A 24,308-nucleotide genomic window follows, 5' to 3' on the forward strand; every position below is an offset into this window, starting at 1 on the left:
GCCGACGGCCGCGCCGTCCACGCCGGTGGCCCGGGTGTGCGCCGCGCGCGCGTCCGGGCCGGCGACGGCGCCGGCGGGCGCGGTGGCGGTCGACCCGTCGGTCGTCGGCGACCTGGCCGCCAAGACCGAGGACAGTCCCCCGCGCACCACGTTCTGGCTGCGGCCGGGCAGGCACCGGCTCGAACCGGGTCCGTACGACCAGGTCGTCCCGAAGGAGGGGAACCGCTATCTCGGCGCGCCGGGCGCGGTGCTCGACGGCGGGCGGACCAACCAGTACGCGTTCGGCGGCACGGCCCGCGACGTCACCCTCAGCCATCTGACCGTGCAGGGTTTCGTCGCGCCGCACGACGAGGGCGTGGTCAACCACGACTCGGCCGACGGGTGGGTGATCGAGCACACGACGATCCAGAACAACTCCGGCGCCGGGCTGATGGCCGGCGCCCGCCAGCGGGTCCGCGCCAGCTGCCTGCGCGGCAACGGGCAGTACGCGATGAACGCGTACAAGGCCGGCGACTCCATCAAGGGCCTGGTGGTCGAGGGCAACGAGATCACGGGCAACAACACCGACGACTGGGAGCGGCGGCAGCCGGGCTGCGGCTGCAGCGGGGGCATCAAGTTCTGGGCCGTCGACGGCGCCGACATCCGCGGGAACTGGGTGCACGACAACCGCGGGGCCGGGCTGTGGGCGGACAACAACAACAACGACTTCCGCATCGAGGACAACGTCCTGGAGGCCAACGACGGTGCCGCCCTGATCTACGAGACCAGCTACAACGCGGTGATCACGAACAACACGATCCGGCGGAACAACTGGGTCGAGGGACGCACGGCCGCCGACGACGGCGACGACTTCCCGTACGGCACGGTCTACGTGTCCGAGGCGGGCGGCGAGCCGCGGGTCCCGGCCCGTACGGACAGGATCGAGATCCACCGGAACGTGCTGGAGGACAACTGGTCCGGGATCACCCTGTGGGAGAACGCCGACCGGTTCTGCAACAGCCCGGCCAACACGTCCACCGGATACTGCACGCTGCTGGTGAAGGACACGAAGCGCTGCGCGCGGCCGGCCATCGCCACCGCGCCGCTGTACGCCGACTGCCGGTGGAGGACCCAGCGCGTCGACGTCCACGACAACCGCTTCGTCCTCGACAAGTCCGTCGTCGACTGCGAGAAGCTGTGCGACCGGATGGCGGTGCTGTCCAACGAGGGCACGTCTCCCGACTGGTCGCCGTACCTGGGCGACCGGGTGGCCCGGGCGATCACCGGCGAGCAGCACAACCGCTGGTACGACAACGTCTACGTCGGGCCGTGGACGTTCGTCGCCCACGACGCGGGCCGGGTCCTCGGCTTCCGGCAGTGGCAGGGCGCGCCGTACCGGCAGGACGCCGGCAGCACCCTTCGCGCACGGGACGGGGGGTGAGATGAACACCGACCACACGGCGAAGCTCGTCGCGACGGTCTGGGGACTCCTCGTCCTCAACACGCTGGGCTCCGCGGGGGCGAAGACCATCTTCACGCTGCCCCGCTCCCTCATCCAGATGGCCACCATGGGCGCGCTGGTCGCCGCGTTCGCGCTGGCGCTCCTCGTCAACCTGCGGCTGCGCGTCCGGCCCAGCGCGTTCGTGTTCCTGCTCAGCCTCCTCACGGCGGTGAGCATGATCTCCAGCGTGCATCTGGAGACCGGGTTCGGCGCGCTGTTCCGCTGCACCCGGCTGGCCCTCTTCGTCGCCACGCTGTGGCTGCTCAGCCGCTGGTGGGACGGCGGCCTGACGTTCGTCCGCCATCACATCCGGCTGTACTTCGCGGTGCTCGTGCTCGTGGCCGCCGGTCTGGTCGCCTCACCGGGCACGGCCATGCCCGAGTACTACGGCGGCCGGCTCGTCGGCGCGCTGTGGCCGCTGACCCCGCCGCAGATCGGCCAGTACGCCGCGGTGATCATCGGGCTCACGGTGCTGCTCGTGCTCGGCCGCAGGACCAGCGGGGCCAACGCCGCGGTGGTCATCGTGCCGGCCCTCGTCCTGCTCGCGATGACCCACACCCGGACGGCCACCCTCGGCCTGCTCATCGGCCTCGTCCTGGCCATCGGCTCGCTCGTGCTGACCAGCGCCGCCGCCCGCCGCTTCTTCGCCTGGGCGGTGCTGTGCGCCACGGTGGCGGCGGTCGTGTTCAGCTCGGCGCTCCAGGCGTGGTTCCTGCGCGGGCAGAGCCAGGAGAACTTCGCCAACCTCACCGGCCGCGCCAAGGTCTGGGACGCCCTGCTTGACGCGCCCCGGACGACCGGGGAGAAGCTGCTCGGCACGGGCCTGGGCGACAAGTCGTTCGGCGGGCTGCCGATCGACAACAGCTGGCTGGCCGTCTACCACGAGCAGGGCCTGGTCGGCGTCACCATCGTGGCCGCGATGATCATCGTGCTGGGCGGCGTCGCGCTGCTCCGGCCGCCGTCCCTGTCGAGGGCCTGCGCGATCTTCCTGATCAGCTACTGCGCGATCTCGTCGTACACCGAGGTCGGCCTCGGCGACGCCTCCGCCTATCTGCTGCACCTGACCCTGGCCGCCTCGCTGCTCGTGGCACCCGCCGCGGCGACACCCGCGACGCCCGTACCGGCGGCCGACGTTCCGCAACGACGCATCCCGAGATGGGCCCGGAGGTGACCTGAGCATGCATGTCCTCGTAGTGCACAACCGCTACTCCTCGGCGCAGCCGAGCGGGGAGAACCGAGTCGTCGACGAAGAGGTGGGGCTGCTGCGCGCGGCCGGCCACCGTGTCGAGTTGTTCGAGCGGCGCAGCGACACCATCGCCGCCCGCTCCCTCCTCTCCAAGGCCGCGGTGCCGCTCCTCGTGCCGTGGAACCCGGCGGTCCGCACCGAACTCGCCGCCCGGCTCCGCGGCGACCGGCCGGACGTCGTGCACGTCCACAACGTGTTCCCGCTGCTGTCGCCGGCGGTGCTCGCCGCGTGCGCCGACGTCGGCGTGCCCGTCGTCGCCACGCTGCACAACTACACCCAGATCTGCCCGCCGGGCACGCTGCACCGGGACGGCCGGCCGTGCACCGACTGCGTCGGCTCGCCGACCTCGCTGCCCGCGGTGCGGCACGGCTGCTACCGGAACTCCCGCCTCGCGACGGTTCCGCTCGCGGTCAGCCTGTCGGTCAACCGGCGGCGGTGGTGGTCCGGCGTGGAGCGGTTCCTCTGCATCTCCTCGGCGCAGCGCGACATCCTCGTCCGGTCCGGAATGCCGCCCGAGCGGCTGGTCGTGAAGCACAACTTCGTGCCCGACCCGGGCACGCTCCGGACGGGCGACGGCGAGCACGTGCTCTTCCTGGGCCGGCTCGCGGAGACCAAGGGCGTGCGGCTGCTCATGGCCGCGTGGGACGAGGTCGCGGCCGACGGTGGTGTCGGCGTGCCGCTGGTGATCGCCGGCGCGGGGCCGCTGGAGCGGGACGTGACGGCGTGGGCGGCGGGCCGGGACGACGTCCGGTACGTCGGGCTGTACGACCCGGCCCAGTGCCGGGAGGCCGTCGCGCGGTCGGTCGCCGTGGTGGCCCCGTCGATGTCCCTGGAGACGTTCGGCCTGGTGGTCGCGGAGGCGATGGCGGCGGGGGTGCCGGCCGTGGCCGCCGGTCACGGCGCGTTCACCGAACTCGTCGAGGACGGGGTGACCGGGCTGCTGCACCGGCCGGGCGAGGCCGCCTCGCTGGCGTCGTGCCTGCGCCGCGTCACGGCGGAGCCGGCCGGCAACCGGGAGATGGGGCAGGCGGCCCGGCGCCGATACGAACGGGACTTCAGCCCGGCCGTCGGGCTGGAGCGCCTGGTGGAGGAGTACCGCTCCGCGATCGCGGAGCGGTCGGAACCAATGGGGGGCAGTAAATGACACGATGCCGACTCTGCGGCTCGGCGACGCTGGCGAGCGTCGTCGATCTCGGGGCGACGCCACCGTGCGAGAGCTTTCTCGCCGCGGACGCACTGGACCGGCCCGAACCCGCGTACCCGCTGCACCTGCGGGTCTGCACCGACTGCTGGCTGGCGCAGATCCCCCCGCTGATCACGCCGGAGGAGACGTTCGAGGAGTACGCGTACTTCTCCTCGTTCTCGACGTCCTGGGTGGAGCACGCGCGCACCTTCGTCGACGGCGCCGTGGAGCGCCTCGGTCTCGGCGCCGACGCCTTCGTGGTGGAGGTCGCGAGCAACGACGGGTACCTGCTGCGGCACGTGGTGGACCGGGGGATCCGCTGCCTCGGCGTCGAGCCGTCGGTGAACGTCGGCGCGACGGCGCGGGACAAGGGCGTGCCCACGCTCACGGAGTTCCTGAGCCCGGAGACCGGTGCGGCCGTCCGCGCGGAGCACGGCCCGGCGAACCTGGTCGTGGCGAACAACGTGTACGCGCACATCCCCGACGTCGTCGGGTTCACCCAGGGGCTGCGCGCCCTGGTCGCCGACGACGGCTGGGTCTCCATCGAGGTGCAGCACCTGCTGACCCTCATCGAGGAGAACCAGTACGACACGATCTACCACGAGCACTTCCAGTACTACACGGTGGCGTCCGCGATCCGGGCCCTCGCGAGCGGCGGACTGACGCTCGTGGACGTCGAGTTGCTGCCCACGCACGGCGGCTCCATCCGGCTGTGGGCCCGGCCCTCCGAGGTGGCCGGCGAGCCGTCCGCCCGCGTGGCCGACGTCCTCGACCGGGAGAAGGCCGCGGGGCTGCAGGAGCTCTCCGGCTACGCCGAGTTCTCCGCCCGGGTGGCCAAGGTGCGCCGGGACCTGCTGCGGTTCCTCATCGAGGCGGCCGAGCGCGGCGAGACGGTCGTCGGCTACGGCGCCCCCGGCAAGGGCAACACCCTGCTCAACCACTGCGGCATCCGGCCCGACCTGCTCGCGTACACGGTCGACCGCAACCCGTACAAGCACGGCAGGTTCACGCCCGGCACCCGCATCCCGATCCTGCCGCCCGAGCGGATCGCCGCGGACAAGCCGGACTACGTCCTCGTCCTCCCGTGGAACCTGCGGGCCGAGCTGACCGAGCAGCTGTCCTTCGTGCACGAGTGGGGCGGCCGGCTCGTCTTCCCCATCCCGGAACTGAGCATTGTCGAGGTGACGTCATGAAGGTCGTCCTGTTCTGCGGCGGCTACGGCATGCGGATGCGCAGCGGAGCCTCCGACGACGTGCCCAAGCCGATGGCGATGGTCGGCCCGCGACCGCTGATCTGGCACGTGATGCGCTACTACGCGCACTTCGGGCACCGGGAGTTCATCCTGTGCCTCGGCTACGGCGCGGACCACATCAAGAACTTCTTCCTCAACTACGAGGAGACGACGTCCAACGACTTCGTGCTCCGGGGCGGGAAGACCGAGCTGCTGTCCACCGACATATCGGACTGGACGATCACGTTCGCGCAGACCGGCATGGAGTCGCCGATCGGCGAGCGGCTGCGCCGGGTGCGCCACCACCTGGACGGCGACGAGATGTTCCTCGCCAACTACGCCGACGTGCTCACCGACGCCCCGCTGGACGAGATGATCGACCGGTTCTCCCGGCGCGACGCGGGCGCGTCGATGATGGTGGTGCCGCCGCAGTCCTCGTTCCACTGCGTGGACCTGGGCGAGGACGGCCTGGTCGGGGGCATCACGGCGGTGAGCGACCTGCCGCTGTGGGAGAACGGCGGCTACTTCGTACTCCGCCAGGAGGTCTTCGACCACATACCGGAGAACGGCGACCTGGTCGCCGACGGCTGTGCCGGCCTCGCCAAGGAAGGCCGTCTCGTCGCGCACCAGCACCGCGGCTTCTGGAAGCCGACCGACACGGTGAAGGAGCGGGCCGCGCTCGACGCCGCCTACGCCGTGGGCGACCGCCCGTGGGCCGTGTGGGAGCGGGACGGCGCGGCGGCGGACGCCGGAGCGCGGGCGTGATCCGGCTCGGGGCCGGGTCCCTGGACCGGATCGTCGCGGTGGGCGCCCACTGCGACGACATCGCCATCGGCGCCGGCGGCACGCTGCTCACGCTGTGCCTCGCGCGGCCCGGCCTCCGGGTCGACGCGCTGGTGCTGTCGGGCGGCGGCGGCGAGCGCGAGGACGAGGAGCGGGCCGCGCTCGCCGCCTTCTGTCCGGGCGCCGACCTGCGGCTGACCGTGCTCAAGCTGCCGGACGGCCGGCTTCCGGCGCACTGGGAGGAGGCCAAGAACGCCGTCGAGGAACTGCGCGAGCGGACCGATCCCGACCTCGTCCTGGCCCCGCGCACCGAGGACGCGCACCAGGACCACCGCGGCCTGGCGAAGCTGATCCCCACCTCGTTCCGCGACCACCTCGTGCTCGGCTACGAGATCGTCAAGTGGGACGGCGACCTCGGCCGTCCCACCGCGTACCAGCCGCTCTCGCCGGAGGTCGCCGAACGGAAGGTGCGGCTGCTGCAGGAGCACTACGCCTCGCAGCGGCACCGTCCCTGGTACGACCGCGAGGCCTTCCTCGGCCTCGCCCGGATCCGCGGCATCGAATGCCACGCGCGCTACGCCGAGGCCTTCGCCGTCACCAAACTCACTCTCGACCTGGGGGAATGAACCTTGCGCGTACTGCTCACCGGACACCAGGGCTACCTGGGCACCGTGATGGCCCCCGTCCTCACGGCCGCCGGACACGAGGTCGTCGGACTCGACTCCGGCCTGTTCGCCGACTGCGTCCTCGGCCCGACGCCCGCGGACCCGCAGGGTCACCGGGTGGACCTGCGTGACGTCACGGCCGAGCACGTGGCCGGGGTGGACGCCGTGATCCACCTGGCCGCGCTGTCCAACGACCCGCTGGGGTCGCTGGCGCCGGAGCTCACCTACGACATCAACCACCACGCCTCCGTACGGCTCGCCGAGCTGGCCCGCGACGCCGGAGTGGGCCGCTTCCTGTACGCGTCGACGTGCTCGGTCTACGGCGCCGCCGGCGGCGACGACCTGGTCGGCGAGGACGCCCCGCTGCGCCCGGTGACGCCGTACGCGGAGTCCAAGGTGCGGGTGGAGGACGACCTGCACGCGCTGGCCGACGGCGAATTCAGCCCGGTGTACATGCGCAACGCCACCGCGTTCGGCTACTCCCCCCGGCTGCGCGCCGACATCGTGCTGAACAACCTGGTGGGCCACGCCCTGCTGTCCGGCGAGGTCCTCGTCCTCTCCGACGGCACCCCCTGGCGGCCGCTCGTGCACGCCGCCGACATCGCCCAGGCCTTCACGGCCGCGCTGACCGCGCCCCGCGAGGCCGTGCACGACCGGGCGTTCAACATCGGCAGCGAGGTCAACAACGTCACGGTCGCCGAGATCGCCGAGCGGGTCGCCGAGGCGGTGGCCGGCTCGAAGGTGCGGATCACCGGCGAGAACGGCGCCGACCCCCGGTCGTACCGGGTGGACTTCTCCCGGTTCCGCGCGGCGATCCCCGGCTTCGACTGCGCGTGGACGGTAGAGCGGGGCGCGCTCGAACTCGCCGACGCCTACCGGGAGCACGGGCTCACCGCCGAGGCCTTCGAGCGGCGCTTCACCCGGCTGGCCGTGCTGCGCGCGGCGTCCGAGGCCGGCACCGTCGACGACACCCTGCGGCGGCGCGGGTGACCGAGCTCGGCGCACGGATGCACGAACTGGTGGAGCGGCTCTACCCGCTGTGCCGGAGCATCACCGGCGACGGGGTGCGCGCCACCCTGGAGATCGTCGACGAGTACATCCCGCTGCAGGTGCACGAGGTGCCGACCGGAACCCAGGTGCTCGACTGGACGGTGCCGCAGGAGTGGAACATCCGCGACGCGTACGTCGCCGACCCGGCCGGCAACCGGGTCGTCGACTTCGCCGCGTCCAGCCTGCACGTGCTCGGCTACAGCGTGCCGGTGTCGGCGACCATGCCGCTCGCCGAGCTGCGCGGGCACCTGCACACCCTGCCCGACCAGCCGTCCTGGGTGCCGTACCGCACCAGCTACTACAAGCCGGACTGGGGGTTCTGCCTGGCCCAGGACACCCTGGACGCGCTGCCGGACGGCGACTACGAGGTGTGCGTGGACTCCACGCTCGCCGACGGGCACCTCACCTACGCCGAGCACGTGGTCCCCGGCCAGGTCACCGACGAGGTGATCGTGTCCTGCCACGTCTGCCACCCGGCGCTGGCCAACGACAACATGGCCGGCGTCGCGGTGGCGGTGTTCCTGGCCCGGGCGCTGGCGGAGCGGACGCCGTACTACACCTACCGGTTCGTCTTCGCGCCCGGCACCATCGGGGCGATCACCTGGCTGGCCCGGAACGCGGAGCGGATCGAGCAGGTCAAGCACGGTCTCGTGCTGGCCTGCGCGGGCGACCCGGGCGACCTGACGTACAAGCAGAGCAGGCGCGGTGACGCGGAGATCGACCGGGTGATGCGGTACGTGCTGGCCGCGTCCGAACGCCCGCACCAGATCAACGAGTTCACGCCGTACGGCTACGACGAGCGGCAGTACTGCTCGCCCGGGTTCGACCTGGGCGTGGGCTCGCTCAGCCGGACCCCGTACGCGGGCTACCCCGAGTACCACACCTCGGCGGACAACCCGGACTTCGTCTCCCCGGAGGCGCTGGCGGACACGCTCGCCGTCTGCCGCGAGGCGTTCGGCGTCCTCGACCGCAACCGGCGGTACGTCAACCTCAGCCCGTACGGCGAACCGCAGTTGGGCCGGCGCGGGTTGTACGACGCGCTCGGTGGCCGCAGCGACACCAAGCAGGCCCAGATGGCCATGCTGTGGGTGCTCAGCCTCTCCGACGGCGAGCACGGTCTGCTCGACGTCGCCGAGCGGTCCGGGCTGCCGTTCGACACCGTCGCCGCCGCGGCGGACGCCCTGCACGGCGCCGGACTGATCAAGGCATGAGGAGGGTGACCACCGAGGGTGAACAGACGGCGGCCCCGGAGGCCCCGGCCGAACGGGCCGGGCGGACCGCCAAGCGGGCCATGGTCGGCCGGCTGTCCTGGGGGCTCGCCGACCAGGCGGCCTCCAGCATGACCAACTTCGCGGTGGGCATCTACGTGGCCCGCTCGCTGGGGCCGGCCGCGTTCGGCGCGTTCAGCCTGGCGTGGGTGACCTACGGCGTGGTGCTCAACGTCTCCCGCGGGCTTGCCACCGACCCGCTCGTGGTGCGCTTCAGCGGCGTGCCGGAGGCGTCCTGGCGCGGGGCGGCGGCCCGCTCGTCGGGTACCGCGCTGGGCGTCGGCGCCGTCCTCGGCGCGGTGTGCGCCGTGGTCGGCCTGGTCCTCGGCGGCGGCGTGGGCGCCGCGTTCGCCGTCCTCGGCGTCGTGCTGCCGGCGCTGTTGCTGCAGGACGCCTGGCGGTTCGCGTTCTTCGCCGCGGGCGCCGGGCGGAAGGCGTTCGTCAACGACGTCGTGTGGGGCGTCGTGCTCGTCCCGGCCATGGTGGTGGCGGCTCACGTGGGCAGCGTGGCCGCCTTCGTGCTCGCCTGGGGCGCGTCCGCGGCCGTGGCCGCGGTCTACGGCTGCTTCCAGTCCGGCATCCGGCCCTCGCCGACCGGAGCGCGCGGGTGGCTCCGCGAACAGCGCGACCTCGGCTACCGGTACCTCGTCGAGAACGTCGGCCTCAGCGGCGCGAGCCAGCTGCGGGCGTACGGGCTCGGCGCGATCGTCGGGGTCGGCGCGGTGGGCACGGTCCGCGGCGCCGAGCTGCTGCTCGGGCCGTTCCTCGCCGTGCTGATGGGGCTGTCGCTGGTCACCGTCGCGGAGGCGGCACGGGTGCTGCGGCGGGCACCCGACCGGCTCGGCCGGTTCTGCCTCCTCCTCGGCGGCGGGCAGGCCGCCGCCGCGCTGCTCTGGGGCGCGGCGCTGCTGCTCGTGCCGGACCGCCTCGGCGAGTTCGTCCTCGGCGGGGTCTGGCACTCCGCCTCGCAGCTGATCGTGCCGGCCACGCTCGGCGTCGCCGGTGCCAGCCTCGGCACCGGCGCGGCGTCCGGGCTGCGGGCGCTCGGCGCGGCCCGGCGCAGCCTGCGCTGCCAGATGTTCGCCTCCGCCTGCTACGTCGCCGGCGGGCTCGGCGGAGCCGTGGTCGCCGGCACGGCCGGCTCGGCCTGGGGCGTCGCCGCGGCGACCGTCGGCAGCTCGGCCGTGTGGTGGCTGCAGCTGCGCTCCGCCTTGCGGGAGCACCACCAAGAACCGATCCCCGAAGTGAGGACGTCATGACCGCCCATCCCCGGTTGAGCATCGGCCTGCCCGTGTACAACGGCGAGGAGTACCTCGCCGAATCGTTCGACGCCCTGCTCGGCCAGACCTACGAGGACTTCGAGCTGGTCGTCTCCGACAACGCCTCGACCGACGGGACCCAGGAGATCTGCCGCACGTACGCGGCGCTCGACTCGCGCGTCCGGTACATCCGGCTGCCGAGGAACATCGGCGCCGCGCCGAACCACAACTACGTGTTCACCCAATGCCACGGCGAGCTGTTCAAGTGGGCCTCGCACGACGACCTGTACGCCCGTGACCTGCTGCGGCGCTGCGTGGAGGCGCTGGACGAGCGGCCGGACGTGATCCTCGCCCACGCCGACCAGGCGGTCATCGACGAGAAGGGCCAGGTGAAGGTCCCGTACGAGTACGGGCTCGCGACCGCCTCCCCGCACGCGCCGGAGCGGTTCCGCAGCATGCTGTTCGAGCCCGGCGGCGACGACTTCTACGGGGTGATGCGGGCCGACGTGCTGCGCCGGGTGAGGCCGCACGACAGCTACCACCACGCGGACCGCACGTTCGTCGCCGAGATCGGCCTGAACGGGCCCTTCCACCAGGTGCCGGAACTGCTGTACTTCCGCCGCGACCACCCCACCCGCGCCGAGCGGGCCAACCCCTCCAAGCGCTCCCGCTGCGTCAACCTGGACCCCCGCCGGGCGGGCCCGCTGCACCCGACGCCCCGCCTCCTCGCCGAGTACGTCCTGGGCTTCGTCTCGGCCATCCGGCGGGCTCCGCTGTCCGCGGCCGACCGGCGCGCCTGCTACCGCCACCTGGCCTCCTGGATGACCAGCCGGGCCCGGCCGGGCGCCGGCGAGCGCGTCGAGGACCGCGCCCCGGTGGACCCGAGCCGGCTCTCCGTGTCCGTCGACGACCTCGTCGCCGGCCGCGAGGGGAGGCGGACGTGACGCCGGCGCGCGAAACCCCCGTGCGCGTCGGCCTGTTCGGCCTGCTCGGCTCGGGCAACCTCGGCAACGACGGATCGCTGGAGGCCGTCCTCGGCTACCTCGCCACCGAGCACCCCGACGCGGTCGTGGACGCGCTGTGCGGCGGCCCCGAGGTCGTCACCGCGCGGTACGGGATCCCCGCGACACGGCTGCACTGGAACCGCGGGGAGTACCGGACGGCGTCACGCGCCGGCGCGATCGTGTCCAAGGGCCTGGGCAAGCTCGTCGACGTCGCCCGCACCGCCGCCTGGGTCCGCCGGCACGACGTGGTGATCGTCCCCGGCATGGGCGTCCTGGAGGCCACGCTGCCGCTCCGGCCCTGGGGCTTCCCCTACTCCCTGTTCCTGCTGTGCGCGGCCGGCCGGCTGTCCGGCACTCCGGTCGCGCTGGTCGGCGTCGGGGCGGCCGCGATCAACGACCGGCCGACCCGGGCCCTGGTCCGCTGGTCGGCGCGGCTCGCCGCCTACCGGTCGTACCGCGACACCCTGTCCCGCGACGCGATGCGCGCGATGGGTGTCGACACCACCCGCGACGAGGTCCATCCGGACCTCGCGTTCGCCCTGCCGGCACCCCCGCCCCCCGAGCTCTCGGATCCGCCCGGCGAGGGAGGCACCCCCCTTGAGCCCACCGGCCCGCAAGGACCGGTCTGCGTCGGCGTCATGGACTTCCACGGCGGCAACGACGACCGGGCCCGAGCCGAGGAGATCCACCGGCGCTACCTCGACGGCACCACCCGCTTCGTCCGCGCCCTGGCCGAGGAGGGCAGGACGGTCCGGCTGCTCACCGGCGACGAGTGCGACGCGACGGTGGTCGCCGCGATCCTCGCCGCGGTGGACTCACCGCTGGTCACCGCCTCCGACGCGGCCTCGCTGGCCGACCTGACGAAGGAGACGGCGGCCGCCGACACCGTCGTGGCGACCCGGTACCACAACCTGGTCTGCGCGCTGAAGGCCGGCACTCCGACCCTCGCCCTCAGCTACGCGGCGAAGAGCGACGCCCTCATGACCCAGATGGGCCTGGGCGCCTACTGCCACCCGGCGCGCGAGGTCGACGCCGACCGTCTCCTCGCACAGTTCCGCGTGCTGGAGAAGCACTCGGCCGAGCTGCGGCGGACCCTCGCCGAGCGGAACGAGGCCGCCGCCCGGCAACTCGACCGCTTCTTCACCACCCTGACGGCGGCCCTGTTCCCGACGGCCGCCGCCACCCGCGTCCCCGCCCACGTCCCCACCCACGTCCCCACCTCGCGGAAGGCTCCATGAAAGCGACCGAAGTCCAGGCCATCGCCGGCGCGTACCTCTTCGAGCCGACCCCGTACGCCGACGAACGCGGCTTCTTCTGCCGCACCTTCGACGCCGACGTGGTCCGCTCCGTGGGCCTCGACCCGGACGCCTTCGTCCAGGACAGCCTGTCCCGCTCCGTCCGGGGAGTCCTGCGCGGCCTCCACCTGCGCTCCGGCGCCGGCGAGGCCAAGCTGGTGCGCTGCTCGTACGGGAAGATCTTCGACGTCGTCGTGGACCTGCGCCCGGACTCGCCGACCTACCTCGGCCAGGCCCACTTCGAGCTGTCCGACGACACCCAGGCGACGCTCTACATCCCGGCGGGCTGCGCCCACGGCTTCCAGGCGCTCACCGAGACCACGGACGTGTCGTACCGCATCGACCGCCCGCACGACCCGTCCGAGGACGTGACCATCGCCTTCGACGACCCCGAGCTCGCCATCCCCTGGCCCCTGCCCGCCACGTCGGTGTCCCAGCGGGACCGCGAGGCCCCGAGCCTCGCCGACGCCCTGAAGTTGATCGGGAGTTGAGGCAGGCGTGCACACCGAAGGCACCGCGGGCACCGCGGACACCGCACAGAGCGAGGGCACCGAAGTGACGACGGAAGAACTCCCCCTCCCCCGGTCGCGGAGGGCGAACGAGCGGCTCCACACCCTGATCCCCGGAGGCGCGCACACGTACGCCAAGGGCGACGACCAGTACCCCGAGAACCTGGCCCCGGTCATCAGCCACGGCCAAGGCGCCCACGTGTGGGACGTCGACGGCAACCGCTACGTCGAGTACGGCTCCGGCCTGCGCTCCGTCAGCCTGGGCCACGCCCACCCCCGCGTGACCGAGGCGGTGCGCCGGGAACTCGACCGCGGCGGCAACTTCGTCCGCCCCTCCATCCTGGAGGTCGAGGCGGCCGAGCGCTTCCTGGCCACGGTGCCCACCGCCGAGATGGTGAAGTTCGCGAAGAACGGCTCCGACGCCACCACCGCCGCGGTCCGCCTGGCCCGCGCCGCCACCGGCCGCACCCGCGTCGCCCTCTGCGCCGACCACCCGTTCTTCTCCACCGACGACTGGTTCATCGGCACCACCCCGATGTCCGCCGGCATCCCGTCGGCGACCGACGACCTCACCGTGACCTTCCCGTACGGGGACCTGGCCGCCACGGAGGAGCTCCTCACCCGCCACCCGGGCGAGATCGCCTGCCTCATCCTCGAACCCGCCACCCACACCGAGCCCCCGGCCGGCTACCTGGCCGGCCTCCGCGACCTGGCCGACCGCCACGGCTGCGTCCTCGTCTTCGACGAGATGATCACCGGCTTCCGCTGGTCCGAGGCCGGCGCCCAGGGCCTCTACGGCGTCACCCCCGACCTCTCCACCTTCGGCAAGGCCCTGGGCAACGGCTTCGCCGTCTCCGCCCTCGCCGGCCGCCGCGACCTCATGGAGCTGGGCGGCCTCCGGCACTCCGCCGACCGGGTCTTCCTGCTGTCCACCACCCACGGCGCGGAGACCCACTCCCTCGCCGCCGCCATGGCCGTCCAGACCACCTACACCGAGGAGGACGTCACCGCCCGGCTCCACGCCCTCGGCACCCGCCTCGCCGCCGGCGTCCGCGAGGCCGCCGCCGCGGCGGGCGTCGCCGACCACCTCGTCGTCCGCGGCCGCGCCAGCAACCTGGTCTTCGCCACCCTCGACGACCGCGGGCAGCCCTCGCAGGAGTACCGCACGCTCTTCCTCCGCCACCTCCTGACCGGCGGCGTCCTGGCCCCGTCGTTCGTCGTCAGCAGCGCCCTCACCGACACCGACATCGACCTCACCGTCGACGTCGTCGCCCAGGCCTGCGCCGTCTACCGCAAGGCCCTCGACGCCGGCGACCCCACCCCCTGGCTCGCCGGCCGGCCGGTCAAGCCCGTCTTCCGCCGCCGCGCCTGACCCGCGCCGTCGTCAACTCCGCGCGCCCCGACCGGCGTCCGCCGCCCGGTCGACCAACCGGGCGGTCACCGGCACCACCGCCATCGCGGTGCACCAGCCGCCCACCACGTCGGTCGGGTAGTGCGCGCCCACGACGACCTGCGCCCACCCCATCACACCGCCGGCGACCACCCCCGCGGCGACCACGAGTGCCGCGCCCGCCGCCCTCCCCAGGCCGAGCGTGCCGGTCGCCACGAGGACCACCGCGAGGACGAACGCGGTGAGGAAGGCGGTGTGTCCGCTCGGGAACGACAGGTTCTCGGCTCCGTGGATCGTCCGCCCCACCACGGACTTGAGCACCCTCGCCACCGCCACGCTCACTCCGACGGCAGCCACCACGAGCACCGCCGCACGAGGCCGCCGCACCGCCAGACAGCCCACGACCGTCCCCGCCACCAGCACCACCGCCCCCACCGGCTCCCCCAGGAAGTCGACGGCCTGGGCGACGTCCCACCACGGCTCCGCCGCCTCGCCCAGCGCCTCCCAGACCCGCACGTCCGCCGCCGTGGGCCCGCTGCCTCCCGCGAACACGAGCGCGAGCACGGCGAGCACCAGCGCCGCGAAGCCCGCGGCCACGCCGAGCCACCCCCGCACGGCCGCGCGCGCCTCCGCACCCGCCGTCCGGCCGGTCATCCGCGTACCTCCCCCGGTCGACGGGTCCGCGCCCGGCTGCCGTACGCGGCCATGAACATGTCCAACAACCCGTCGATCGCGGCCTCGTCGACCGGACGGTCCGTCAGAAGGTGGCGGTAGTAGAGGTTTCCGCACAGCACCTCCGCCGCGAAGGCGAGATCCACGTCCGCGCGCAGCTCCCCCGTGCCCTGGGCGCGGGTGATCCGCTCCAGCGTGCTCCGCTCCACACCCCGCAGGAACCGCTCGTCCAGCGTCGCCCGCGCCGCGGGGTCGGACTGCGCCTCCGCGATGACGGCCCGGTAGACCGGACCGATCGGCGGCCGGACCAGGGCGGAGACGGACCGCACGAACTGCTCGCGCAGGTCGGCGTGCACGTCGCCGGTGTCGCGGTAGTCGAGGTCGGCGGCCCACACCCGGTGGAGCGCGTCCAGGAGCAGGGCCGCCTTGGTCGGCCACCGCCGGTAGACGGTGTGCTTCCCGACCTCGGCCCTCCGGGCGATGGCCTCGATGCTCAGTCCCGCGTACCCGACCTCCGCGGCCAGATCGAGCGTCACCTGGAGCAGGGCTTCGGTGCGTACGGCGCCCCGGCGTCGAGGCTCCGACGGTTCGTTCGGCATGCGCGCGATCCTAGCGGCACGGACCATGCCGTTGACAGTGCGCGGGCGCTGCGACCATGATCAGCACGCAGCGTGCCGTTCGGGGGAAGGGGAAGCGCCGATGACCGCAGCGATCCGGGCAGGCACCGTCGACCGGGCGGGCACCGTCGACCGGGCGGGCACCGTCGACCGGGCGGGCACCGTCGACCGGGCAACCGCCGTCGACCGGGCACCCGCCGCCCTCAGCGGCCGCGACCACGAACAGGCCTACCTCGACGGGCTCTTGGCGGACACCCTGAACAGCCGCGGCGGAGCCGTGATGATCCTCGGCGAAGCGGGGTCCGGCAAGACGGCACTGCTCGACCGGTGCGCCTCGACGACCGCCGGCGCAGCACGGCTGCTGCGGTGCACCGGCGTCCAGTCGGAGGCGGCACTGCCGTACGCCGGCCTCCAGGTGCTCCTGCGGGGCGCCCTGGACCGGGCCGGGAACCTGCCGGAGCGTCAGTTACGCGCCCTGCGCGGGGTGATCGCCGCGGACGACGCACCCGCCGGCGACCGCTTCCAGGTCGGAGCCGCGACGCTCGCCCTGCTCGACGAGCTGGCCGAGGAACGTCCGGTCGTGGTCCTGGTCGACGACGCCCACTGGCTGGACCTGGAGACCCTGGACGCACTGCTGTTCACGGCCCGCCGGCTCGGCATGGGGCGGGTGGCCGTGGTCTTCGCCGCACGGGACGACGCTGCGGCCCGCGAGGGCGCGCCGGGCCTGCCCGTACTGCACCTCGGGCCGCTGGGCGACAGCGAGGCGGCGGCGCTGCTCGCCGGCCGGGCACCCGACCTGCACGCCGCCGTCAGCAGCCGGATCATCGGGCTCGCCCAGGGCAACCCCCTCGCCCTCGTCGAGCTCGCCGGTGCGCTCACGGCGGCCCAGCGGGACGGGAGCGAGCCCCTGGACGCGCGGGAGATCGCCGTACTGCCCGCGTCCTGGCGGGTGCGGCGGATCTTCGACGAGCGGATCCGGGCCCTGCCCGCGCCGACCCGCCTGCTCCTCACCGTCGCCGCGGCCGACGACACCGGTGACGTGGCACTGGTGGTGGCGGCCGGCGAACGGGTGGGCGCCGCCGCCGAAGACCTCGGCCCGGCCGAGGCCGCGGACCTGGTGCGCGTGTCAGGACGCCGGCTCGTCTTCCGCCATCCGCTGGTACGGGCCGCCGCGTACCAGGGCGCGGTGCTGGCCGAACGGACGGCGGCCCATCGCGCGCTCGCGGAAGCGGCGCCCGCAAGCGGCGACATGGGCCGCCGGGCCTGGCACCTGGCCGCGGCGACCGTCGGCTACGACGAGGAGGTCGCCGCCGAACTGGAAGGCAGCGCCGAGCTGTTCCGCTCCCGGGGCGGCCGGGCCGCGGTCGCCGCCGCCTACCGGCGGGCCGCACGGCTGACCGAGGACCAGGAAGCCAGGTCGCTGCGGCTGGCCGCCGCCTCGGCCGCCGCGGCCGAGGCCGGACAGGCCGACCTCGCCGGGACCCTCGCCGACGAGGCGGGCCCGGTCAGCAGTCCACCCGCGGTCGCCCGGCTCGCCAGCGTCCGGGCTGCGCTCGAACACCGCCAAGGCCGCGCGGAGTCCGCACGGCTGCTCCTCGTCGAAGCGACGTCCGCGGTCACGGCACACCGCCCCGCCATGGGTGCCTGGCTCCTCTTCGAGTCGGCCGCCATGGCCTGGGACGCGCCCGACCCCGTCGCCGCGGCCCACGACACCCGGGCGCGGATGGCCCACCTCGACTTCGGCGGCCACCCCGTCCACCGGGGCGCGGCCGGCGTGCTCGACGCACTGACGGGCGATCCGGCCGGCGGAGCCGCGGCCATACGGGAGTTCGCCGCGTACGTCGTACGGACCCGGCGCGAGCGCGGCCTCATCGACCACGTACGCCTGCACGGCTGGGACATGATCCTCGGCGAGTACCGCACGGTGCACGACGAGGCCGTCGCCCTGGAGCTCGAATGCCGCACGGAGGGCGCCGTCGGCGTACTCCCCCGCGTACTCCTGCGACTCGCGCGGCTCCGACTGTTCCTCGGCCGCCACCGCGACGCCTACACCACGGCCGTCGAAGGCCTCGAAATCGCGTCCGACACCGGCCAGCGCCACCTCGCCACGATGCTCAGCGGCGTCCTGGCGGTCCTGGCCGCCCTGGACGGGGAGGAGCCGCACCCCTACCCCGGCGTCGCCCCGATCCCGATCTGGCTCACCAGGGCGCAGGGCCTGCTCGACCTCGGACTCGGCCGCTACGAACGCGCCCTCCAGCGCTTCGCCGTCCTGACCGGCGGGCCGCACCGGCACCTCATGGTCTCCGTACACAGCCTGCCCGACCAGGTCGAGGCCGCCGTCCGGATCGACCGCGCCGCCGACGCCGGGCCGGCCGCGGAGCGCTTCGCGCTCTGGGCCGAGGCCACCGGGACCGCGTGGGCGGAGGCGGTGGAACTCCGCTGCCGCGCCCTGCTCGCCACCGACGGCACGGAGGCGGAGGAGCTCTACGAGCGTGCCCTCGCCGCCCACGAGGGAGACGGCCGCCCGTTCGAGGAGGCACGCACCCGGCTGCTGTACGGGGAACGGCTGCGCCGCGCGAAACGCCGGGCCGCCGCCCGGGACGCCCTGACCACGGCCCTGGAGTCGTTCGAGCGCATGCCGGCGGCCGCCTGGGCGGACCGGGCCCGCACCGAGCTGCGGGCCCTCGGCGCCGCCCCGGCCACCCCGCCGCCGAACGCGGACCTCGTGGGCCGGCTGACCGCCCAGGAACTGCGGGTGGCCCGGCTCGCGGCGACGGGCCTCAGCAACCGGGACATCGGCGCACGCCTGTTCCTGAGCCCGCGCACGGTCGGCTACCACCTCTCCAACGCCTACCCGAAGCTCGGCGTGACGTCACGGGCCGCACTGGGAGCACTCGACCTGGCCTGACGCCCACCCGGCCCCGGTCGCACAGGCCCGCCACGACACGGCGACACAGCAGCCGGGCGACACGGCGACACGTACGACACGGAACCCCGGTACGGCACCCCGGTCATTCGACGGATCCGCCGGCCCGGGCACCCTTCGTACGGTTCCCCTGTTCGAGAAACGCCTGAACGGGAGGGTTCATGAAGGTTCTGGTCCTGGGTGCCACCGGCTACATCGGCTCCGCCGTGGTGTCACGTCTGACACGGGAGGGCCACGACGTGGTGCCCCTGGTGAAGAACGCGGCCTCGCTGCACCCGGACGTGCCGGTGCGGGTCGGCGACCTGACCGACCCGGCGTCCCTGCGGGCCGCGGTGACCGACGACGTGGACGCGGTGATGCACCTGGCCACACCGACCGGCGACGAGGCGGTGGACACCGCCGCACTCGACGCGCTGCTCGCCCCGCTGCGCGGCACGGGCCGGGCGTTCGTCTACACCAGCGGCGTGTGGGTGCTCGGCGCCACCGGCGACGCCCCGGCGACCGAGGACACCGGCACCGACCCGATCGCGATCGTCGGCTACCGGCCGCGGATCGAACAGCGGGTGCTCGCCGCCGCCGGGGACGACGTACGAGCCGTGGTCGTACGCCCCGGCATCGTGTACGGCCGGGACGGCGGCATCCCCGCCCTGATGACCGGCTGGGCCCGGGAGCACGGCACGGGCCGCTACGTGGGCTCGGTCTCGACCCGCTGGCCGATGGTCCACGTCGACGACCTCGCCGAGCTGTACGCCCTCACCCTGACCAAGGCCCAGCCGGGCGACCTCCTCCACGGCGTGGCCTGGGAGTCCGTCCCGGCCGCCGCCGTCGCCGCGGCCGCCGACATCGCCGCCGGCGGCCCCGGCCGGGCCGAGCCGTGGCCGCACGCCGAAGCCGCCGAGGCGCTCGGGGCCCCGTTCGCCGAGGCACTCGCCCTCGACCAGGTGGTGTCGGGCCGCCGCGCCGTCGAAGAACTCGGCTGGCAGCCGAGCCGCCCCTACGTCCTCACCGAACTCGCCGGAGGCTCCCGTGTCTGACACCACCGCCCTGACGCCCCCCATCTGCCGCGGCTGCGGCACCCAGTTCACCGCCCCGCGCCCGGACTGCCCGGTCTGCCTGGACGAGCGCCAGTACGTGGGCCCGGCCGGCCAGCAGTGGACGACCCTGGCCGAGCTGCGCGAGGACGGCCACACCGGCCGCTTCGAGGAGGAGGGCCCCGGCGTCCTCGGCGTCGGCGTCACCCCCCAGTTCGCCATCGGCCAGCGCGCCCTCCTCCTCCGCACCGCCGCCGGCAACGTCCTCTGGGACTGCGTGCCCTACCTCGACGACGCCATGGTCCGCGCCATCGAGGAACTCGGCGGCATCGACCACATCGCCATCAGCCACCCCCACTTCTACTCCTCGATGGTCGAGTGGGCCCACGCCTTCGACGCCCCCGTCCACCTCCACGAAGCCGACCGCTCATGGGTCGGCCGCCCCGACCCGTCCCTCCACTTCTGGACCGGCCGCACCCACCGACTCACCGACGAACTCACCCTCATCAACCCCGGCATCCACTTCCCCGGCAGCGCCGTCCTCCACTGGAGCGCCGGCGACGGCGCCCTCTTCACCGGCGACGTCATCAACGTCTGCCCGGACAACAACTGGGTCACCTCCATGTACAGCTACCCCAACCACATCCCCGAGCGCCCCCACGCCATCCGCTCCGCCGCCACCCTCCTCTCCCCCTACCACTTCGACCGCATCTACGGCGCCTGGTGGCACCGCACCATCCCCTCCCACGGCAACCAAACCCTCACCCGCTCCCTCGACCGCTACCTCGCCTTCGAGGAGTCCCCCCACCCCACCCCCTGACCAGCAGCAAGCCAATCGGGGCTGGACTCAGCCACTCCAGCCCCCACCGACCACATCCAACTTCCTGTAGCCAGCCCCGTTTCGTAAGTCGCTCGTGGGACTACCAACGGGCAGACGCATGCCGTGGGAAAAGTGGGAGCAGCTCAAATCGGACGCATCAGCCGGGCTCCGCACCCGAGGCGGCCGCCCCCATGAAGATCAACGTGCCGCCGAGCGCAACCCGACCCGGATCCCCTACTTAGCCGGCTCCAGGATCGCCACGCACTCCACGTGGTGGGTCATCGGGAAGAGGTCGAAGGCGCGGAGGGTGCGGACCTTGTAGCCGCGGGCGGAGAAGTAGGAGAGGTCGCGGGCGAGGGCGGCGGGGTCGCAGGCGACGTAGGCGATGCGGCGGGCGCCGAGGTTGGCGAGGTGGTTGACGGTCTGCTGGCCGGCGCCGGCGCGCGGGGGGTCGAGGACGATGAGGTCGACCTCGGTGATGCCGGTGCGGGGGAGGACGGATTCGACCTTGCCCTGTTCGACGCGGACGCGGGGGAAGCCGGCGAGGTTGTGGCGGGCGTCCTCGACGGCGCGCTTGCCGGATTCGATGCCGAGGACGGCGCCCTGGTCGCCGACGCGGTCGGCGAGGGCGCCCGCGAAGAGGCCGACGCCGCAGTAGAGGTCGAGGGCGCTGTCGCCCTTGCGCGGGAGGAGGCCCTGCATGACGGCCTTCATGAGGGTGTCGGCGGCCTTGGGGTGGACCTGCCAGAAGCCGCCGTTGCCGACGCGGTGGGTGCGCTCGTCGGCGCGCTCGCGGACGAAGGCGCGGCCGTGGACGCGGTGGACGCCGCCGTCCTTCTCGTCGACGCGCAGCACGGAGACGGGCTTGTCGAGTTCGACGAGCGGGAGGCGGGCGCCGGGGCGGGGGGTGAGGATGACCTGGCGGTCGTGGGAGCCGGAGGCGGCGATGGCCTCGACGGAGGCCATGCCTTCCCAGGTGCGCTTCTCGATGCCGAGCTCGGAGACGCCCTCGGCGGCGATCATGCAGTGGTCGATGACCTCGACCTCGTGGGAGCGGTGCTTGCGCAGGCCCGCGTGGCCCTCGGCGTCGACGGCGTACTGGACGCGGGTGCGCCACTGCGGGACCTCGCCGGCGGGGAGCTTGTCGCCCTCGGCGGGCATGACGGTGCCGTCCCAGCCGGCCTGCTCGGGGGTGAGGCCGGCGAGGCGCAGGAGCTGTTCGGCGATGACCTCGCCCTTGAGGCGGCGCTGGGCGCCGGGCTTGGCGTGCTGCCAGTCGCAGCCGCCGCACTTGCCGGGGCCGGCGAAGGGACAGGGGGCCTCGACGCGGTCCTTGGAGGCGTCGAGGATGGTGACGGCGTCGGCGCGCAGGAAGCGCGAGGTCTCCTCGCCCTCGGTGACGCGGGCGACGACCCGCTCGCCGGGCAGTGCGTGCCGTACGAAGAGGACGCGGCCGGCGTCCGTACGGGCGATGCAGTGGCCGCCGTGGGCGACCGGGCCGACCTCTACTTCGTACTCCGCCCCGACCAGCGACGTAACAGGGGTGTTCTGCATGAGCGGGGACTCCAGAGGAAGAAGGAGAAGGAGAAAATGGGCTGCCGTGTGCACGGCAGCCCACCAGTCTAGTTGTTCTTGGCGGCTGATTCCTTCTGCCGCTTCTCGACCGGGCCGCGGCGGACCGAGCCGGGCGCGTTCCATTCCTGGCGCTTCCTCGCCCGCTTCTTGGCGGCCTCGGAGGACTGGAGCTGGTACGGGACCGAGGTCACCATGACGCCGGGGGTGAAGAGCAGTCGGCCCTTGAGCCGCAGGGCGCTCTGGTTGTGCAGCAGGTGCTCGTACCAGTGGCCGACGACGTACTCGGGGATGTAGACGGAGACGGCGTCGCGCGGGCTCTCGCGGCGCATGTTCTTGACGTACTCGATCACCGGCCGGGTGATCTCGCGGTACGGGGAGTCGAGGATCTTGAGCGGGACGTTGATGTTGCGTCGTTCCCACTCCTCCTTGAGTGCCTTCGTCTCGGCCGGGTCGACGTTGACGGTGAGCGCCTCCAGCTCGCCGGCGTGCATGAGCTTGGCGTAGGCGAGGGCGCGCAGGGTGGGCTTGTGGAGCTTGGAGACGAGGACGATGGAGCGGACCCGGGAGGGGCGCACGTACTCGTCGGGCCGCTCCTCGGCGGCGGCGATCTCGGCGGCGACGGAGTCGTAGTGCCGTCGGATCGCGGTCATCGTGCCGTAGAAGATCACCATGCCGAGCAGGGCGACCCAGGCGCCGTGGGTGAACTTGGTGGCGAGGACGACGACGAGGACGAGGCCGGTGAAGAAGGCACCGAAGGCGTTGATCGCGCGGGAGCGGATCATGTGGCGGCGCTTGGCGGGTTCGCGTTCGCTCTTCAGGTGCCGGTTCCAGTGCCGGACCATGCCGATCTGGCTGAGGGTGAAGGAGACGAAGACGCCGACGATGTACAGCTGGATCAGCCGGGTCGAGTCGGCTCCGTAGACCCAGACGAGGAGGGCGGCGGCGCCGGCGAGGAGCACGATGCCGTTGGAGAAGGCGAGGCGGTCGCCGCGGGTGTGCAGCTGGCGCGGCAGGTAGCGGTCCTGGGCGAGGATCGAGCCGAGGAGCGGGAAGCCGTTGTACGCGGTGTTGGCGGCCAGGAAGAGGACGAGCGCGGTGGCGGCGGCGAGGACGATGAAGAAGAACGTTCCGTCGCCGAAGACGGCGGCCGCGACCTGGGAGATGACGGGGTCCTGGACGTACCCCTCGCCGACCGGCACGCCGTTGTGCAGCAGGTCCTCGGCGGGCTTCTCGGCCATGCGCACGTCGGTGGCCATGGCGAGGAAGATGATGCCGCAGAACATGGTGACGGCCAGGCCGCCCATGAGGGCGAGCGTGGTGGCGGCGTTCTTCGACTTCGGCTTGCGGAAGGCCGGGACGCCGTTGGAGATGGCCTCGACGCCGGTGAGCGCGGCACAGCCGGAGGAGAACGCGCGCAGCAGCAGGAAGACGAGCGCGAAGCCGGCGATGCCCTGGTGCTCGGGCTTGATCTCGAAGTCGGCGGTGGGCGCCTTCATGGTGTCGTCGAGGACGATGCCCCGGTACGCGCCCCAGAGGATCATGATGAAGACGCCGGCGACGAAGACGTACGTCGGGATCGCGAAGAGCGAGCCCGACTCCTTCACGCCGCGCAGGTTCATCACGGTGAGCAGCACGATGACGCCGACCGCGCAGGCCACCTTGTGCTCGACGACGAAGGGCACCGCCGAGCCGAGGTTCTCGATGCCCGAGGAGATCGACACCGCGACGGTCAGGACGTAGTCGACGAGCAGGGCGCTCGCCACGGTGAGTCCGGCCTTCGGCCCGAGGTTGGTGTTGGCGACCTCGTAGTCACCGCCGCCGCTGGGGTACGCGTGCACGTTCTGCCGGTAGGAGGCGACCACCGTGAACATCAGGACGACGACCGCGAGCGCGATCCACGGGCTGAAGTGGTAGGCCGACAGACCGGCGACGGAGAGGACGAGCAGCACCTCGCCGGGTGCGTACGCCACCGAGGACAGCGGGTCGGAGGCGAAGACGGGGAGGGCGATGCGCTTGGAGAGAAGGGTCTCTCCGAGCTTGTCGCTGCGCAGGGCCCGCCCGATCAGGATCCGTTTGGGCACGTCGGTCAGTTTGGACACGGAGAGGATCGTAAGCGTTCGAAAAGAGCCACGTGCACCGGCACCCCCGATCGGCACCGAATCTCCCTGAGTACCACCTCGGATGCGGTCCCGGCCAGCGTTGCCGCATAAGCTCGGACCGGGCAACCCGGCAGGGCGTTGCCGGCCGCGGCCCGGGCGCATCGGGCGAGGAAAGTTGTGAGCAGGGTGTTTTCGCAGGTCAGCA

The 24,308-nt window shown here is 73.1% G+C and carries 20 protein-coding genes; 16 read left to right on the forward strand and 4 right to left on the reverse strand.

Annotation, left to right across the window (positions count from 1 at the left end):
• The 13 genes from MRBLMG1_RS14590 to MRBLMG1_RS14650 form a co-directional block, all read left to right on the forward strand.
• Window positions 1-1,420 (forward strand): right-handed parallel beta-helix repeat-containing protein (locus MRBLMG1_RS14590; protein WP_367824355.1); only part of this gene is annotated, 1,420 nt, incomplete at its 5' end.
• Between the two features lies 1 nt (window position 1,421).
• Window positions 1,422-2,651: an O-antigen ligase domain-containing protein gene (locus MRBLMG1_RS14595; protein WP_367824356.1), complete on the forward strand. Its 1,230-nt coding sequence runs from the start codon at window positions 1,422-1,424 to the stop codon at window positions 2,649-2,651.
• A 7-nt stretch (window positions 2,652-2,658) separates the two neighbouring features.
• Window positions 2,659-3,870 (forward strand): glycosyltransferase, encoded by a 1,212-nt coding sequence (locus MRBLMG1_RS14600; RefSeq protein WP_367824358.1) that lies wholly within the window; start codon window positions 2,659-2,661, stop codon window positions 3,868-3,870.
• Window positions 3,867-5,102, forward strand: coding sequence for a class I SAM-dependent methyltransferase (locus tag MRBLMG1_RS14605; RefSeq protein ID WP_367824360.1), 1,236 nt, complete (start codon window positions 3,867-3,869; stop codon window positions 5,100-5,102). Before MRBLMG1_RS14600 ends, MRBLMG1_RS14605 begins: the two co-directional genes overlap by 4 nt.
• A complete protein-coding gene (locus MRBLMG1_RS14610; RefSeq protein ID WP_367824362.1) occupies window positions 5,099-5,905 on the forward strand; it encodes a glucose-1-phosphate cytidylyltransferase in 807 nt (268 codons plus the stop codon). The genes MRBLMG1_RS14605 and MRBLMG1_RS14610 overlap by 4 nt, the downstream gene beginning before the upstream one ends.
• Window positions 5,902-6,549, forward strand: coding sequence for a PIG-L deacetylase family protein (locus MRBLMG1_RS14615; protein WP_367824363.1), 648 nt, complete (start codon window positions 5,902-5,904; stop codon window positions 6,547-6,549). Before MRBLMG1_RS14610 ends, MRBLMG1_RS14615 begins: the two co-directional genes overlap by 4 nt.
• A 3-nt stretch (window positions 6,550-6,552) precedes the next feature.
• Window positions 6,553-7,578, forward strand: a complete 1,026-nt coding sequence (locus tag MRBLMG1_RS14620; protein WP_367824365.1) for an NAD-dependent epimerase/dehydratase family protein — start codon at window positions 6,553-6,555, stop codon at window positions 7,576-7,578.
• A gap of 17 nt (window positions 7,579-7,595) precedes the next feature.
• Window positions 7,596-8,849 (forward strand): DUF4910 domain-containing protein, encoded by a 1,254-nt coding sequence (locus tag MRBLMG1_RS14625; protein ID WP_367824513.1) that lies wholly within the window; start codon window positions 7,596-7,598, stop codon window positions 8,847-8,849.
• 5 nt (window positions 8,850-8,854) lie between these two features.
• Entirely contained in the window at window positions 8,855-10,165 is a 1,311-nt protein-coding gene (locus MRBLMG1_RS14630; protein WP_367824367.1) for a hypothetical protein, read from the forward strand.
• Complete coding sequence (locus tag MRBLMG1_RS14635) at window positions 10,162-11,109, forward strand: glycosyltransferase family 2 protein (RefSeq protein WP_367824368.1); 948 nt, start codon at window positions 10,162-10,164, stop codon at window positions 11,107-11,109. The genes MRBLMG1_RS14630 and MRBLMG1_RS14635 overlap by 4 nt, the downstream gene beginning before the upstream one ends.
• On the forward strand, window positions 11,106-12,407 hold the full coding sequence (locus MRBLMG1_RS14640) for a polysaccharide pyruvyl transferase family protein (protein ID WP_367824370.1): 1,302 nt from the start codon (window positions 11,106-11,108) through the stop codon (window positions 12,405-12,407). The genes MRBLMG1_RS14635 and MRBLMG1_RS14640 overlap by 4 nt, the downstream gene beginning before the upstream one ends.
• Window positions 12,404-12,955: a dTDP-4-dehydrorhamnose 3,5-epimerase gene (gene rfbC / locus MRBLMG1_RS14645; RefSeq protein WP_367824372.1), complete on the forward strand. Its 552-nt coding sequence runs from the start codon at window positions 12,404-12,406 to the stop codon at window positions 12,953-12,955. Before MRBLMG1_RS14640 ends, rfbC begins: the two co-directional genes overlap by 4 nt.
• 64 nt (window positions 12,956-13,019) lie before the next feature.
• Window positions 13,020-14,345, forward strand: coding sequence for a glutamate-1-semialdehyde 2,1-aminomutase (locus MRBLMG1_RS14650; RefSeq protein ID WP_367824514.1), 1,326 nt, complete (start codon window positions 13,020-13,022; stop codon window positions 14,343-14,345).
• A gap of 12 nt (window positions 14,346-14,357) precedes the next feature.
• Here the strand turns inward: MRBLMG1_RS14650 and MRBLMG1_RS14655 are convergent, their stop codons facing one another.
• Both MRBLMG1_RS14655 and MRBLMG1_RS14660 read right to left on the reverse strand, forming a co-directional pair.
• A complete protein-coding gene (locus MRBLMG1_RS14655) occupies window positions 14,358-15,017 on the reverse strand; it encodes a phosphatase PAP2 family protein (protein ID WP_367824374.1) in 660 nt (219 codons plus the stop codon).
• Window positions 15,014-15,634: a TetR/AcrR family transcriptional regulator gene (locus tag MRBLMG1_RS14660; protein ID WP_367824375.1), complete on the reverse strand. Its 621-nt coding sequence runs from the start codon at window positions 15,632-15,634 to the stop codon at window positions 15,014-15,016. The genes MRBLMG1_RS14655 and MRBLMG1_RS14660 overlap by 4 nt, the downstream gene beginning before the upstream one ends.
• A 100-nt stretch (window positions 15,635-15,734) precedes the next feature.
• On the opposite strand from MRBLMG1_RS14660, the gene MRBLMG1_RS14665 reads away from it, so the two are divergent.
• The 3 genes from MRBLMG1_RS14665 to MRBLMG1_RS14675 all read left to right on the forward strand — a co-directional run bounded on the left by MRBLMG1_RS14665 (window position 15,735) and on the right by MRBLMG1_RS14675 (window position 20,429).
• Window positions 15,735-18,560: an ATP-binding protein gene (locus tag MRBLMG1_RS14665; protein WP_367824377.1), complete on the forward strand. Its 2,826-nt coding sequence runs from the start codon at window positions 15,735-15,737 to the stop codon at window positions 18,558-18,560.
• A 179-nt stretch (window positions 18,561-18,739) separates the two neighbouring features.
• Complete coding sequence (locus MRBLMG1_RS14670; RefSeq protein ID WP_367824379.1) at window positions 18,740-19,612, forward strand: NAD-dependent epimerase/dehydratase family protein; 873 nt, start codon at window positions 18,740-18,742, stop codon at window positions 19,610-19,612.
• Entirely contained in the window at window positions 19,605-20,429 is an 825-nt protein-coding gene (locus tag MRBLMG1_RS14675) for an MBL fold metallo-hydrolase (RefSeq protein ID WP_367824381.1), read from the forward strand. The genes MRBLMG1_RS14670 and MRBLMG1_RS14675 overlap by 8 nt, the downstream gene beginning before the upstream one ends.
• A gap of 234 nt (window positions 20,430-20,663) precedes the next feature.
• Here MRBLMG1_RS14675 and MRBLMG1_RS14680 read toward each other — a convergent pair whose 3' ends face one another.
• Complete coding sequence (locus tag MRBLMG1_RS14680; protein ID WP_367824383.1) at window positions 20,664-21,983, reverse strand: class I SAM-dependent RNA methyltransferase; 1,320 nt, start codon at window positions 21,981-21,983, stop codon at window positions 20,664-20,666.
• A gap of 68 nt (window positions 21,984-22,051) precedes the next feature.
• The gene (locus MRBLMG1_RS14685; RefSeq protein ID WP_367824384.1) at window positions 22,052-24,103 is read right to left on the reverse strand and encodes an APC family permease; all 2,052 of its coding nucleotides are present in this window, start codon (window positions 24,101-24,103) and stop codon (window positions 22,052-22,054) included.
• Window positions 24,104-24,308: the final 205 nt, after the last annotated feature.

This window comes from Streptomyces sp. LMG1-1-1.1 (assembly GCF_040815545.1).
Taxonomy (GTDB): domain Bacteria; phylum Actinomycetota; class Actinomycetes; order Streptomycetales; family Streptomycetaceae; genus Streptomyces.